This is a genomic window from Pedobacter albus (genome assembly GCF_036324255.1).
Classification (GTDB): Bacteria; Bacteroidota; Bacteroidia; order Sphingobacteriales; family Sphingobacteriaceae; genus Pedobacter; species Pedobacter albus.
On record NZ_JAZDQT010000001.1, the window covers coordinates 1,777,021 to 1,791,851 of the forward strand.

13 protein-coding genes are annotated in these 14,831 nt (G+C 44.2%); 7 read left to right on the top strand and 6 right to left on the bottom strand.

Annotated features, from left to right (window positions below; translation table 11 throughout):
* Window positions 1-170: 170 nt before the first annotated feature.
* The 4 genes from VRU48_RS07325 to VRU48_RS07340 are packed head-to-tail and all read right to left on the bottom strand — an operon-like array spanning window position 171 to window position 4,784.
* Window positions 171-758 carry a DUF4199 domain-containing protein gene (locus VRU48_RS07325; RefSeq protein ID WP_330107269.1) on the bottom strand — a complete coding sequence of 196 codons (588 nt, stop codon included), beginning with the start codon at window positions 756-758 and terminating at the stop codon, window positions 171-173.
* An 11-nt stretch (window positions 759-769) separates the two neighbouring features.
* On the bottom strand, window positions 770-1,441 hold the full coding sequence (locus VRU48_RS07330) for a hypothetical protein (protein WP_330107270.1): 672 nt from the start codon (window positions 1,439-1,441) through the stop codon (window positions 770-772).
* Window positions 1,434-2,696, bottom strand: coding sequence for a dihydroorotase (locus tag VRU48_RS07335; RefSeq protein ID WP_330107271.1), 1,263 nt, complete (start codon window positions 2,694-2,696; stop codon window positions 1,434-1,436). Before VRU48_RS07335 ends, VRU48_RS07330 begins: the two co-directional genes overlap by 8 nt.
* Before the next feature lie 39 nt (window positions 2,697-2,735).
* Complete coding sequence (locus VRU48_RS07340) at window positions 2,736-4,784, bottom strand: BatA domain-containing protein (protein WP_330107272.1); 2,049 nt, start codon at window positions 4,782-4,784, stop codon at window positions 2,736-2,738.
* 211 nt (window positions 4,785-4,995) lie between these two features.
* Here VRU48_RS07340 and VRU48_RS07345 point away from each other — a divergent pair, with 211 nt between their 5' ends.
* The 3 genes from VRU48_RS07345 (at window position 4,996) to VRU48_RS07355 (ending at window position 7,508) form a co-directional block, all read left to right on the top strand.
* Window positions 4,996-5,832: a glycoside hydrolase family 16 protein gene (locus tag VRU48_RS07345; RefSeq protein ID WP_330107273.1), complete on the top strand. Its 837-nt coding sequence runs from the start codon at window positions 4,996-4,998 to the stop codon at window positions 5,830-5,832.
* Window positions 5,833-6,049: 217 nt separating this feature from the next.
* Window positions 6,050-6,520, top strand: a complete 471-nt coding sequence (locus VRU48_RS07350; RefSeq protein ID WP_330107274.1) for an Lrp/AsnC family transcriptional regulator — start codon at window positions 6,050-6,052, stop codon at window positions 6,518-6,520.
* Window positions 6,521-6,527: 7 nt separating this feature from the next.
* Window positions 6,528-7,508: an EamA family transporter gene (locus VRU48_RS07355; RefSeq protein ID WP_330107275.1), complete on the top strand. Its 981-nt coding sequence runs from the start codon at window positions 6,528-6,530 to the stop codon at window positions 7,506-7,508.
* Here the strand turns inward: VRU48_RS07355 and VRU48_RS07360 are convergent.
* Window positions 7,505-8,356, bottom strand: coding sequence for a TlpA family protein disulfide reductase (locus VRU48_RS07360; protein WP_330107276.1), 852 nt, complete (start codon window positions 8,354-8,356; stop codon window positions 7,505-7,507). The genes VRU48_RS07355 and VRU48_RS07360 overlap by 4 nt on opposite strands.
* Window positions 8,357-8,454: 98 nt before the next feature.
* The gene (locus VRU48_RS07365; protein ID WP_330107277.1) at window positions 8,455-10,032 is read right to left on the bottom strand and encodes a L,D-transpeptidase family protein; all 1,578 of its coding nucleotides are present in this window, start codon (window positions 10,030-10,032) and stop codon (window positions 8,455-8,457) included.
* 274 nt (window positions 10,033-10,306) lie between these two features.
* On the opposite strand from VRU48_RS07365, the gene hisG reads away from it, so the two are divergent.
* The 4 genes from hisG to hisB all read left to right on the top strand — a co-directional run bounded on the left by hisG (window position 10,307) and on the right by hisB (window position 14,826).
* Window positions 10,307-11,158, top strand: coding sequence for an ATP phosphoribosyltransferase (gene hisG / locus VRU48_RS07370; RefSeq protein WP_330107278.1), 852 nt, complete (start codon window positions 10,307-10,309; stop codon window positions 11,156-11,158).
* Window positions 11,159-11,227: 69 nt separating this feature from the next.
* Complete coding sequence (hisD, locus tag VRU48_RS07375; protein WP_330107279.1) at window positions 11,228-12,526, top strand: histidinol dehydrogenase; 1,299 nt, start codon at window positions 11,228-11,230, stop codon at window positions 12,524-12,526.
* 49 nt (window positions 12,527-12,575) lie between these two features.
* Window positions 12,576-13,619 carry a histidinol-phosphate transaminase gene (gene hisC / locus VRU48_RS07380; RefSeq protein WP_330107280.1) on the top strand — a complete coding sequence of 348 codons (1,044 nt, stop codon included), beginning with the start codon at window positions 12,576-12,578 and terminating at the stop codon, window positions 13,617-13,619.
* Window positions 13,620-13,692: 73 nt separating this feature from the next.
* On the top strand, window positions 13,693-14,826 hold the full coding sequence (gene hisB, locus VRU48_RS07385; RefSeq protein WP_330107281.1) for a bifunctional histidinol-phosphatase/imidazoleglycerol-phosphate dehydratase HisB: 1,134 nt from the start codon (window positions 13,693-13,695) through the stop codon (window positions 14,824-14,826).
* The last annotated feature ends 5 nt before the right edge of the window (window positions 14,827-14,831 follow it).

The window sequence follows — 14,831 nt, forward strand, 5'->3', positions numbered from 1 at the left end:
TCGTCATTGCAAGCCTGCGAAGCAATCTATCTGGAAAGATGGGCACGCGCCTTAACGCTTTCCCGTCTTTCGTTCGCAATGACGTAACATTTGTATAAATTAAAACGTGCAAATTTCATCAAATTAAATGACAAAACCTGCACGTATAGCTATTCGATTATTAATTATAATTAATTTTCGTTGGTATCACTTACAAACAAGGGCGGCTCTTTTTTAAAGATGGCTCCGAATATTAACGACAACACAAATACAAAAATTATTCCAATGAGATAGCCTTGGGCTTTTTGCATCACCGTTCCGCTGTTTTTATCTTTAAACTCTTTGTTTTTTTCACTCACTATTTCGTTGATTTTATCTTGGTCTAAACCTTGTTTTTTCATCATAGTGACAGAAGCATCCATAGCAGCGGTTTGCACTTTTGCCTCCATATCTGGATCTACCAATTTAACATAAGCAAGGTTTACTACAGCAGAAATGATATAGCATGTTAAAAACATAATGAATATTCCTGAGGTAGCTCTCCTGAAATTCCAATAGCCACCAATTTTTTTCCGCAGGTCTTTGCTAAAGAAAATTGCAATTACTATTGGAAGAATGATGCTTAAGCTGATGGGATAGATCATTATTGCCCAAATGGAGGTCGAACTAATGACCAAGTAAGCCGATACAAGACTTAACACCACTAAAATCAGACCTAAACCCAGGCCATTTTTAATGGCTTCGACCTTTAAGTCCTTATCGTTAAATTTAATTTCCATGTTAGTTTAGTTTATTTTTTATTAAAGTTAGCAATTAAGCTATAGACTGCAACATCATAGCTTTTGTTACTGCTGTACTTCAACAAATCGGCCTCTACCGCTTCGCCACCGTTCGGGTGTAGGAAAAACGTCATGAAAGGCACAAACAGTTCTTCCATTTCTTCCTTCAAATCGAGGGTCTGGCCATTTTTGCAGATATCTTCTACGCTGCTTTCGGCCAATTGCTGATTGCTGATTAGGTCTTCGTAAATATGGAACTCGTCTTGGAACTCGTCTTCGTCAACCAACAGAAACTCTTTCAAGAAATCGTCCAATTCTGGCTTGATCTGCTCGTCGTGGCACTCGTTGATGTACAGCAACAGGTTCAGCAGTTCGGTTCCCCTATCAATCGTTTCTTCTTCAATATCTTCCCATTCCTTCGATTCAAGATAGTTTTCTTCCAGCTTATTCACATCGCTGGTAAAGAAATTGATCATCAAGGTATCGAAATACACTTCGCGCAGCTCGTCGAAAGCCGGATAATCGTCAAAAACGGCATCAAATTCGGCCACCTTCTCTAAAAAATTGATGTCTAAGGCAAAAACAGCAGTCAGCCTTTTTTCTACTTCTTTGGCATCCATTCCTTTAGCCTTTGCAAAAGCAGCCAAAGAAGCGGCCAATGCCTTTTCTATTTTGTTATTCATATGTTTCGAATTGTTTGTTGTTATAAACCAGCTGCACTTTTCCTTTCAGGGTTTTGCCCAACAAAGGAGAATTGGCTGCTTTCGAGCGGTTATTGTTTACGTTATATTCCCATTCTTGTTGCGGGTGGTAGACCACAAAATTGGCCGTTGCCCCTATGCCGATTACCGGAACTTCGAGCTTCAACAATTTACGTGGGTTGATGGCCAGTTTCTCGGCAATAAGGTCTGCATCTAAGCCAGCTTGCAGCAACAAAGGCAGAACCGTTTGCAGGGCGATGATGCCATAAGAGGCGATTTCGAACTCCACATCCTTAAACTCGATCTCGTGTGGACGGTGCTGCGAAGCCACGGCATCGATGGTACCGTCTTTCAATCCGGCAATTAAGGCTTTGTTATCGGCTTTGCTCCTTAATGGCGGTTTTACCTTATAATTACTGTCGAAATCGTTCAACAGCTCTTCGGTAAATACCAATTGGTGGGCGGCTACGTCGCAGGTAATTTTTAGGCCGTCTTTTTTGGCCTTTTTAATCAAGGCTACTGAACCTGCCGTAGAAATCTGGCTGATGTGGATAGGCGCATTGTGGTAGGTTGCCAAATAAATATCGCGGGTTAGCTGCATTTCTTCGGCCAATGCCGGAATGCCTTTCATGCCCAAAAGCACGTTGTTTTTGCTTTCGTTTACCTGGGCTTTGCCAGCAATAGACTTATTTTCTGGATAAACCATCAGCAAACCCTCCAAACCTAGGGCATATTGCAAGGCACGGCTCATAAAACCATCGTCGGCAATAGCTTTGCTGCCATCTGAAAAGGCAACGGCACCGGCATTTTTCATGTCAAAAAGTTCGGCCAGCTCCTTCCCTTCTAAATCGTTGCTGATAGCGCCGATCGGATGCACATCAACCAGGTTGTTTTTGGCCCTGTTCAGGATATATTCAACAGCTCCCTTGGTTTGTACCACAGGCTTGGTGGTAGGCAAAACGGCAATACCGGTAAATCCACCTGCTTTGGCCGCTGCTGTTCCGCTTTGCAGGTCTTCCTTGGTTTCGAGGCCCGGATCGCCAATCATACAATTCAGGTCGAAAAAGCCCGGCGAAAGTATAGCGCCATCGGCTGCTACAACAGTTTCGTTCTTTAAAGGCGATAATTGTTTTTCGATAGCCACAATTTTTCCACCTTCAACGCGTAAATCAACTTTTTGCTGGTTAAACTCGCTGTTAGGATCTGCAATAGTAATTCCCTTTACTAAGAGGTTCATGAATGTATATGTTATTGATTAGCTTATAATATTTCTGTATCAATGAGCTTGCAAGCCCGGTTTTTGGGTATGATAAAATCGTACCAATAAAATTTCAATAGCCAAGAAAACCAGGCTCAAAATTAGGCAAAGTTTCCATAACTCGGTTCCATTATTTTTGGAAGAAACAGCCGAAGCAATGCTATCAGATTTCGGATCCAAAAACGTTAACTGCTGTTTTCCAAATAGTTCCTTAATCTGATCGGCCGAACTGTAATGCATATCCGATTCGGTACGGTTATCGTTAAAGGCAATAACGGCCAAGGTAGAATCGGCTTTTTTAAGTTCATAATAGCCTGCTTTTTTCACTTGGTCGGCCACGTAAAGCAAGGTTTTGCCATTGATTTGACGCAATTCGGGAATGACCTCGAAATTGTCGGCCACCAGCTTTAGCGTTTGGTTGGCGCCCAGTACTATTTTTTGGCTTTCGAGCACGTTGTTGCGGCCTACGGTATAGTAAATAGGCTGTTCTTTGGCACTGACAAAGGCTATTTTGTACATCAAGGGCACAAAAACAGGATGCTTGGCCAGGTTGCTGTCATCATTGTCCAAATCGGTTGCAGCCAGATATGCCTGTCCGTTGCCCATTGGATAACGTGCAAAAAACAATTTGCCGGCAGGTAGCGACAACAAATCTTCCTTGCTGCGCTGGCTACTTTCTACAAAGTTAAAATAACGGTTTACCTGAGGCAGGTCGATATTTTGTGGCAGGGTTTCGAATACTTCCTTAAACAACGGATGCTTCAGCTCGATATGGCTCACTTTGGTGGCGTTGCCATTCACATCGGCAATTGCCGGAAGGCCCAGCGACGTTAAAAACGCAGAATAAACATTTTTATCGGCCTTTACATTCGGAAAAACAACAACCGAACCTCCATTGGCGATATAGCTTTTGAGCTCTTGGGCCAAGCCGCTGGCGGGATTATCGAGGCTGTTCAATACAATCAGGCTGTAACTGGCCAAGGCCGAATAATTGATATTGCTCTCGGGCATTTCAGTAAGCTGAAAATACGGATCAGCACCAAACAGCGCCTTGATGTATTTTTCGGCAGTTTGCCCATTAATGCTCAGTACCTTTTGGTTGGCGTTTACCTTGAAACTGAAATGGAGCTGGTCGTCAAAAGTGAGCGGAAAGTCCTTAATGCTAAGGGTTCCCCTTTGCCAGCCCAAGCCCAGGCCACTGTAAGCCAAGGTATCGGTTTGGGTTTTACCGGCTGCAATGTTAAGACTGCTGATGGCCTTTTGCTGTTGATTGATGGTCAGTTTAATCGGGATGTTCTTCGCATCTTCGTCGCCATAATTATGCAGCTGCACCACCAGTTTTTCGGTAGCACCGGCCTGGTGCGTGGGCGACAGCAGCCAAGCGCTATCAACCGCTACATTAGGCAAGGCATTTGAATTGAGCTTGATGAGCGAAACATTGGTATTGGGATTGGTCTTGATAGGCTGGTTTCCGGCAAAGCCCTGTTGAAAATCGGAAATGATGTAGGCAAAACGGTTGCGGGCGCCAGTAAAAATGCTTTGTTGCCGATTGATGACCTGTTGCAACTGTCGACTGGCCGAAGATATTTTCACTTCGTCAACTGCCTGGATCAGCTCGTCGGCATTGAGCAAACGCTGATGCTTGCCTTCAAAGTCGTTGGTCAGCAATTGAAAGCGGTCGTTGAGCTGAAAGGCCTTTACAATTTCCTTGGCTTTGCGCTTGGCTTCGTCCAACAAGCTTCCCTCCTTGTTTACGGCCTCCATGCTGTACGAATTATCGATGTAAATGCTGACGATATTCCCCTTACTTTGGTCTATTTTGCTGGTTGAAGGCAAAAACGGACGCGCAAAGGCGAAAACCAAAAACACGATGGCCAATATGCGGCAACAGAGGATAAGCAGGTTTTTCAGCTTCTCTCTCGACGATTGCTGCTCTTTGATCTCCTTTAAAAAGGCGACATTGCTGAAATAGACTTTTTTAAATTTCCTGAAATTGAATAAATGGATAATGACCGGAATAGCGACCGTTAAAAGTGCAAAAAGAAAGCCCGGATAAAGGAAATTCATTAAAAACCAAAGATAGAAAAAATATGGAGATTACTCACAGTCAAAAAAGAACTTATTTCGATGGCAAATCAGGCTCCAGGCACAAACGTTTGCGTTAAGACATCAAGTCCGACTGTAAAAAATTTGTGATATCATTAAGGTATCGGTTAAGAAATAAAGCTAGCATTAACTTATCTTCAACCCACAAAACCACGCCTATTTGCCAATTGCCATGAATAAATTATTGCCTACTCTCCTAATCGCCCTATTGATAGTTACCTGTTGCCTAAGCTGCAAGGTGCTGCCTTCAAAAATCGAGAATGGCTATTCCTACATCCAGAAAGATGGAAGAGCCGAGAAAGAATGGAAACTGGTTTGGTTCGATGATTTCAATGCGACTTCGCTCGACACCACTAAATGGACAAAAATACCAGCCAATACTGCCGATTGGGGCAAACACATGAGCAGCAATCCCTTGTGCTACGAACTCAAGGATGGCCAATTGCTTTTGAAAGGAATCAAAAATCCGGATACGCTCACAGATAAAAGACCTTTTTTAACCGGTGGCATTTACAGCAAGGGGAAATTCGCTTTTCAATACGGCAAAATAGAAATCCGCGCCAAATTGGGCTGTGCACAGGGCGCCTGGCCGGCCATGTGGATGCTGGCCGAACGCAACAAGTACGGAAAATACCCTAGAAATGGGGAAATAGACATTATGGAGCATCTTAATTTCGACAAGATCATCTACCAAACCACCCATTCCTACTATACCTTAGAGCTTAAGCAAAAAGACAAGCCGCCACACTCTGGAACCACAAAATTAGACCCCAACCAGTTCAATATCTTTGGTTTGCAGTGGTACCCCGATAAATTGATATTTACCCTAAATGGCAAAGAAACCTTTCGTTACCCGCGCATAAGTGGTGTTGACCCAAGCCAATGGCCCTACGACCAGCCTTTTTACATCCTCATCGACCAGCAATTAGGTGGCAGCTGGGTTGGAAAAGTCAATCCCAACAACCTGCCTGTACAAATGGAGGTAGACTGGGTTAAGGTTTATCAGTAAAAGGATTGGGCTTTTCTTGGTCTATCCATCTATCAGTTTGGTTTTACCACTGAACATTTCTTGCGCTACTTCTTTGAGCTTAGTTAAGCTTCCCTTGGTTCACCACGCCGTATAAACAACGCCCACAACCACTTTTATAGAATAAAAATCATTTTTTATAATTAAATTATGAATATTATTCTTTTAATAACTAGATTTACTGAACTAAAATCAGAACATGAACTTAGATAAAATAGATTTGTCCATTTTGAGGCTGATGCAGGAAAACGCACGCATATCGAACGTTGACATGGCCAAGGAACTGGAAATGGCTCCTTCGGCGGTGCTGGAGCGGGTAAAGAAACTGGAACAACGGAAGGTAATTACCCAATACACCACCAAAATAGACCCTGCCGCGATAGACATGAGCCTTTTGGCTTTTATTTCGATGAAAACCTCGAATACTGTGGGCTGTACTACTACTGCCGACGAACTTTCGAAGATCAAGGAAGTACAGGAAGTACACATTATTGCCGGCGAAGACTGCTACCTGGTTAAAGTAAGAACCCGCGATTCGGCCTCACTCATGGCTTTGATGCGCGACGAGTTCAGCAAAATATCAAACATTCTTTCGGTTCGCACCACCATTGTGCTCGAAACCGTAAAAGAAGACCAACAATTAATCATCCCAGAAATCAACACTAAATAACACCATCATGGCAAACGTAAAAAAACCAGCGCCCCTCCTTTTCGTCTATCTAGCCTTTGCCATTGTTTACATTGTGTGGGGCTCTACCTATTTTTTCATCCAAAAAGCCTTGGCCGGTTTTCCGCCGTTCATTCTTGGCTCCTTTAGGTTTATTTTGGCCGGGCTGCTCCTTATCACCTGGTGTGCACTAACTGGACAACCCATCTTCAACAAACGCCTGATCAAACATGCTGCCATTGCCGGCATATTAATGCTGGGCATAGGCAATGGCATCGTTATTTGGGTCGAACAGTTTATTCCGAGTGGTTTGGTGGCCATCATGGTCGCTTCGGCTGCCATTTGGTTCGTTATTTTGGATAAGCCCAAATGGAAAGAGAATTTCGGCAGCACCTCAACCGTTGCGGGACTAATTGTAGGCTTTATCGGCGTAATTCTGCTGTTTGGCGAACAACTGGTTCAAATTTTGGGCACCAGCCAAAGTCCTACCCAAATTGCCGGTATGGTACTTTTGGTACTGGGTCCCGTGGCTTGGGCGGCAGGTTCGCTTTATGCCAAACACCAATCCAACCCTGACGATTCGGTGGCAGTAGGTACGGCTTGGCAAATGCTGGCTGCCGGGGTTGCCTTTATTCCTGGCGGCTTGTTTACTGGCGAGTTTAAGACTTTTAATTGGACTACCATTCCGCTAGACGCCTGGCTTTCGGTGGGCTATTTGATCATATTTGGCTCTATTGCAGCCTTTAGTGCTTATGTGTGGCTGTTAAAGGTACGTCCGGCAACACAGGTAAGCACCTACGCCTATGTAAACCCGGTGGTAGCCGTATTGCTAAGCCTCTGTTTTACCAACGAGAAAATCAGCCTGTTGCAGATAGCTGGATTAGTGGTTATTTTGGGAAGTGTATTGCTGATTAACCTGAGCAAATACCGAAACAGCAAGAAAGCCGCCAAACAGCCAAAACTGGAACCTGCCCTGACCAATAAGGGTTAGTTTTTGGCCACTTCACGTTCCAACAAACTGGCAATCGCGACTTCTTCGCTAACCACATTAACCAACAGGCCGTTTTTATCGATTAAAAAATGGGTTGGATAGGCATTGACCATCAGTTTTTCGGCCATGTAATGCTCCTGATTGGGAACCGTGGCATAATCGAACTTGGTTTTAGCTAAAAACGCCTGCAATTCGGCTTTGGCATCAATAGCCAAACTCACAAACAGGATATCGTTGCGGTCTTTATATTGTTGAACCAGTTCGTTTAAGGCAGGCATTTCCTGTACGCAGGCTACACAGCCAATAAACCAGCATTTAAAGAGTACAATTTTGCCTTTGGTATTGGCCGAGGTATACAGCTTGCCATTGATATCCTTAAAACTGAATGCCGGAATGGGCTTGCCTTTCATTTGGTCGTATTTCAACTCGTCGGCCGCAAACTGCCTCATGTAAGTCCCAATGTTTGGGTCGGTACCTTTGGGTATGCGAAACAGCTGGTAATGCGGCTTAGAATCGGACGAAGTAAGCAACATCGGCAGGTAATGCTCCGTTTTCATTTGCTGCAGGAAAGTTGTTTTATCCATCACCTTTCCATCAACATTATGCGCTACAAAGTCTTCGTAAAGCTTGATGTTACTCGTATAATAGCTCCAAAAGCCCCTAAAATCCAAGGGTGCTTTAACCGCAATCAGTTCGGATTTTGCCACACTATCGGCAGCCACTTGCTTGGTTGCCGAATCGGCTTTCTTTGTTACAGTGGATTGTGATGCCTTATCATGTGCCGGTTGGCAGGCGGCCAGAAAGCCGACAGACAGCACGAGTACAAACAAATTATTTTTAATCTCCATAAGGCTTAATTGTTAACGCAAGTTAAGCTTTTGCCCTATGGAACGCAAGTGGGCGTTTTACTTTGGATCAGAGCACGCGACGTGCATCACCGGGCTACCTACATGTATTTTTTAATGGCTTCCCATAAGGTTTCGTCGTAATCGTAAACATCAGGCCTGAACTGAACCTTGCCATTTTCGGCCCAAGCCGTAAAATAACCAATTACCACGGCCACGCTTTTCCTGGTGGCAAACCAGCTCGGCTTCAACTGGAAAGTATTGAGCGTATCGGTTCTTTTGGCCAGTTTTTTCTGGTACTGCTTCATCCTTGTGGTATCAACCGGTGGCAGGTTTACCTCCATGCGCAATTGGTCGTACTGATATTTATCCCTCACCATGAGCTGTGCAAACTCGAGCGGTTTTTCAATACGCACACAACCATGGCTGATTGCCCTGTTGGCCAACCTGAACCCGTTTTTGTTGTTGGTATCGTGCAGGTAAATGCTTGAGCTATTGTCGAAAATGAATTTGAACTTGCCCAAAGCATTGCCTTCGCCCGAACCCTGCTTAAATTGAAAAGGCAGTTTTTCGCGCGAATATTTGTTCCATTGGATGGTATCAGGATCGTTTACCAATTTGCCTTTCAGGTACACTTTAATGTTGTTGTTAGACAGGTAATAAGGATCTCTTACCGCCTGCCAGTAAATTTCGCTCTGCGCAATGCTTACCGGAATGTTCCAAACCGGATTTACCTGGATGGCGTTAAACACACTAACCAATTGCGGAGTTTCGTGGTTTTTAGGCTTATCGTCCAAATTTTTCGACTTCAAATAAGCCTTCATTTTATCAGCATAGCCTTCCTCGCGTTTACCGCCCACGCATACGTTCATGTGTGTTAAGGTATCTTGGCCCTTAAACCAGGTTAAGGAGAAATCGGGAATATTGACCAGCACAGTTTCCTCCGTTTTGATTGGCAATTGCCAACGCATGCGCTCCATATTGAGCTTAATGGCTTTGATGGCCGGGTTTTCGTCGGTACCCAAGCTATCGCGATAAAGCGCCAAGGCTTTTTTCAGGTCGAGGTAATTTTTCGAGGTCTGTTGCGCATCCTTCAATACAGCCACCAAATCGCTGGTGTTCAACATCGAATCCAGTTTCAGACTATCTGGTCGTTTGCTGGCAATGTAATAGCGGTTAAACAGCTTTCTTGGATTTACGCTGCCGTACTTGGTAAAGGTGCTATACTTTAAAAGGGCATCGGCGGTCTTGATTTCCAAATCGGCAATCAAAGGATAAACCTCGCTTATTTTCTTGAATTTGTTCGCATCAAGGGTTTGCAAAAGGGTTTCCAGTTCGTTTACCCTGAATATTTCGGGGTTAAACCCATCGGCCTTGCTGCGTTGGATATAACTTTTTAAGGTATCCAAAGCGCCGTTTACGTAAAAACGCGTAACTAGCAACGGCCTGTCTTGGTTATGCGTGTAATAAGCCTTGATTACTTTCGGATTGGACAATTTACTGCTCAGTTCGTCCATTTTTTTGACAAATACCGAATCGTAAGCAACGGTATCAAAATCATTGTACAGTTTATTGTCGAAATGTTTAGACAAAACAATGGCGATCTCCGGCTTGGTGCGAAACCAGCTGCAAGAGCTCAAAAACAAACATACGGCTACAAATAGGAGCGTTTTTTTCAATTTTCTGTGAGGTTTAAGTATCATTTGGCCTGCGGGCCTGGCACTTACATGGCAAATAAAATGCCATATTTTTTTGATTTCACATTTACAAAGTTATATTTGCAACATCTTCTGGCCAAAATTACGGAAAGAAAGTAATATATGATCCAAGTTTTAAACCATTATGCACATTTACACCATCATCGCCATTGCGGCGATAGATAGATAAATGTTTTGTACGCAAAACGGTTTTTAACAATAGACTCAATATTTCTTATTCCTAATTTTATAACAAGTGAAAACACTTAAAATCGCTATCCAAAAATCGGGTAGGCTCAACGAAAAATCAGTAGAAATTCTTAAAAATTGTGGTTTAACTTTCGAAAACTACAAAAGTTCCCTCATTTCAACAGTTACCAATTTTCCTTTGGAAATCCTTTTCCTGAGAGATGACGATATTCCAGAATATGTGCAGGACGGCATTGCCGATTTGGGCATTGTGGGCGAAAACGTAATTGTAGAAGCCGGTGCCGATGTTTGTTATTTGCAGAAGCTCGGCTTTGGCAAATGCACCCTCAAAATCGCCGTGCAGAGCACGAGCAACATTACCGAACTGGCCCAATTAAACGGCAAGGCAATCGCCACTTCCTATCCGGTAATCCTCGAAAAATATTTAAAAGCCAACAACGTCGATGCCCAGATCAGAAACATTTCGGGCTCGGTAGAAATTGGTCCGGGCTTGGGCTTGAGCGACGCCATTTTCGACATCGTTTCTACTGGCGGAACTTTAAAGAGCAACGGCTTAAAACCGTTCAAGGATGTGATGAATTCGGAGGCTGTTTTGATTTGCAACAAGGAGCTCGAATTCAATGCCGAGGTGAGAGAATTGGTGCAGCGGATCCAATCGGTGCTACGCGCCAAAGCCACCAAATATGTGGTACTCAACGTGAGCAAAGAAAACCTGCAGGCCGTTGTAGCGCTATTACCTGGCGTAAAAAGTCCCACCGTGGTTCCTTTGTTTGAAGAAGGTTGGGTAGCCGTTCATTCGGTTATTGCCGAGCAGGATTTTTGGGAAAAAATCAACAGCCTCAAAGCGGCAGGCGCACAGGGCATCGTGGTGATGCCAATCGAGAAAATCATTACGTAAATTCGACGTTCTCAGTTGAAAATCACTTAAAAAACATATTAACTAATAGTTAAATCAAAACATAATAAATTGAAAATCTATAGTTATAGAGATTTATCTCAACAAAAAATAGAAGAAATTTGTTCGAGGCAAATTGCCGACGACAATTTGGTCGAAACAAGGGTAAAAGACATCATAGCCACCGTAAAAACCGAAGGCGATACCGCCCTATTGACCTTTGCTTCGCAGTTCGACAAAGTAAACCTGGAGCGACTTTACATCGGTAAGGAAGAGCTCGAAACTTTGGCAAAGGCTATTCCACAATCGGTAAAAAACGCCATTGATATAGCCTATCAAAACATCTACAAATTTCACGAAGCCCAACTCCAAACCGAAGCCAAAATAGAAACCATGCCGGGTGTAAACTGCTGGCGCGAAGCCCGCGCTATTGAGCGTGTTGGCCTTTATATTCCCGGCGGAACAGCGGTCTTGCCAAGTACTTTTTTAATGCTGGGCATCCCTGCAAAAATTGCCGGTTGCAACGAAATTGTGGTGTGCTCTCCACCACAAAACGACGGCAAGGTGAACACCTATTTGGCCTACGTAGCCACGCTTTTGGGTATCGAAAAAATCTACTTGGTTGGAGGCGCACAAGCCGTGGCCGCCATGGCTTATGGCACCGCGACCCTACCGAAAGTGAGCAAGATTTTCGGCCCTGGAAACCGTTATGTAACCGAGGCTAAAAAGCAGGTGCAAAATATAGTGGCCATCGACATACCTGCCGGACCATCAGAGGTTTTGGTCATTGCCGACGAAACTGCTGACCCCAACTTTGTAGCTGCCGATTTGCTGGCGCAAGCCGAACATGGCACCGATAGTCAGGCGATATTGGTGAGCACTTCGCAAACCATGATCAATGCAACTTTAGCCGCCATTGAACAGCAACTGGCCAACTTGCCTCGTAAAGACATTGCCACCGAAGCCATTGCCAATTCTTACGCGGTTCTTGCCGAAACTTTAGAAGAAGCCATGATTTTTAGCAATGCCTACGCACCAGAGCACCTGATTTTGGCGACAGAAAATTTCGAGAAGCTTATTCCGTCAATCGTTAATGCAGGTTCGGTGTTTTTGGGCAATTTAACTCCAGAAAGTGCCGGCGATTATGCCTCGGGTACCAACCACACCTTGCCAACCAGTGGTTTTGCCAAAGCATTTTCAGGTGTTTCGGTCGATACTTTCCTCAAAAAGATCACTTTCCAGCACTTGAGCCAACAAGGCTTGACCAACATTGGCCAAACGGTAGAAAACCTGGCCGAAGCCGAAGGCCTGCAAGCCCATAAAAACGCCATTACCATCAGGTTAGCAAAAATCAAAAATCCATCAATATAAACTTTTGTGCTTCGCGAAACCTTTGCTTCGCGGTTAACTTCAACAAAAAATGGACATTAAAGACTTACAACGAGAAAACATAAAAACACTCCGCCCCTACTCTACGGCCAGGGACGAATTTAAGGGCCAAGCCAGCGTATTTTTAGATGCCAACGAAAACAGCTTTGGTTCGCCCCTGCCGGCCAACTACAACCGCTACCCCGATCCTTTGCAACTGGATTTGAAGGAAGCCATCAGCAAAATCAAGGGCGTTCCGATAGAAAATACATTTTTAGGCAATGGCAGCGACGAAGCCATCGACCTGCTGTTCAGGGCTTTTTGCAATCCGGGCAAAGACAACGTCATTATCCTGCCTCCAACTTACGGTATGTACGAAGTATCGGCCAATATCAACGATGTAGAGGTGAGAAAGGTAAATTTATTGCCTAACTTCCAATTGGATTTGGAGAAAATAGCAGAAACCATCGATGCCAATACCAAAATCATCTTCATCTGCTCGCCCAATAACCCTACCGGCAATTCGCTCAACAGAACCGATATCGAAACCATTTTGGCCAACTTTAAAGGTCTGGTCGTGATTGACGAGGCTTACATCAACTTCGCCAAGCAAAAAACCTTTATCCAAGAGCTGACCGAATACGTAAACCTGGTGGTGCTACAAACCTTTTCTAAGGCTTGGGGCCTGGCCGCCTTGCGTTTGGGCATGGCTTTTTCGTCGCGCCCGGTTATCGATATCCTGAACAAGGTAAAACCGCCCTACAATATTAATCAGGCTACGCAAGATTTGGCTTTGGCTGCTTTAGAGAATATCCAGCAGGTAAACGAATGGATCAAGATTACCGTAGCCGAAAGGGAAAGGCTAAGCGCTGAACTGGCTAAAATACCGATGGTGAAAAAAGTTTATCCATCAGATGCCAATTTTATACTAGCCGAAATAGCGAATGCCGTTGATGTTTACAACAAGCTGGTAGATCATGGCGTTATTGTACGCGACCGTTCTAAAGTTACGCTTTGCGAAGGCTGCTTAAGGATTACCATCGGCACTGCCTCAGAAAATGACCAGTTAATAGATTTGTTGAGAGCAATGAATTAAGGAGTGAATTATTGAATGAGTAAATGGCTCTATTATTCAATCCTTCAAAACTCGTTCATCCAAAATTAAACTTATGAAAAACGTATTATTTATAGACCGCGACGGCACTTTGGCCCTAGAACCTGAAGATGAACAGGTAGACAGTTTTGCCAAATTGCAGTTTTACCCAAAATCGCTGTATTACTTGGCTAAAATTGCTAACGAACTCGATTTCGAACTGGTGATGGTGACCAATCAGGATGGTTTGGGCACTTCGTCCCATCCAGAGGAGAATTTCTGGCCGGTGCACAATTTCCTGATCAACACTTTTGCCGGCGAAGGCGTGGTATTCAGCGATATCATCATCGACCGTACTTTTGCCAAAGACAATGCCCCTACCCGTAAACCAGGCACGGCCTTGTTGGGCAAATACCTGAATGGCGATTACGATCTTAAAAACTCTTACGTCATCGGCGATAGGCTCAACGACGTACTATTGGCCAAAAACCTGGGTGCCAAAGCTATTTACTTGCGACAAAACGATGCCTTGGGCGCCAACGAGGGAATGGATAAACTGGAAAGCTTGGCCACTGTTATTGCCTTGGAAACCAAAAACTGGGAAGACATTTATACCTTTTTAAGGGCTGGAGCGAGAAAAGTAAGCCACCAACGCAAAACCAACGAAACCGATATCAGCATTGCGCTTGATTTAGATGGCACAGGCAAAGCGAACATTCATACCGGACTTAACTTTTTCGACCACATGCTGGACCAGATTGCCCGCCACGGAGGCATGGATCTCGAAATTATAGCCAAAGGCGACCTGCATATCGACGAGCACCACACCATTGAAGATACCGGAATTGCGCTTGGCGAAGCTTTTGCACAGGCCATAGGCAATAAATTGGGGATTGAACGTTATGGATTCTGTCTGCCAATGGACGATTGTCTGGCTCAGGTAGCCATTGATTTTGGCGGACGCAGCTGGATCGTTTGGGAAGCCGATTTTAAACGCGAAAAAGTGGGCGACATGCCAACCGAAATGTTCTTCCATTTTTTCAAATCCTTCAGTGATGCGGCCAAATGCAATTTGAACATCAAGGCCGAAGGCGATAACGAACACCACAAAATAGAGGCTATTTTTAAGGCTTTTGCCAAGGCAATTAAAATGGCCATTAAACGCGATGCCGAAAAAATGGTCTTACCAAGTACCAAAGGACTGTTGTAAGCTTA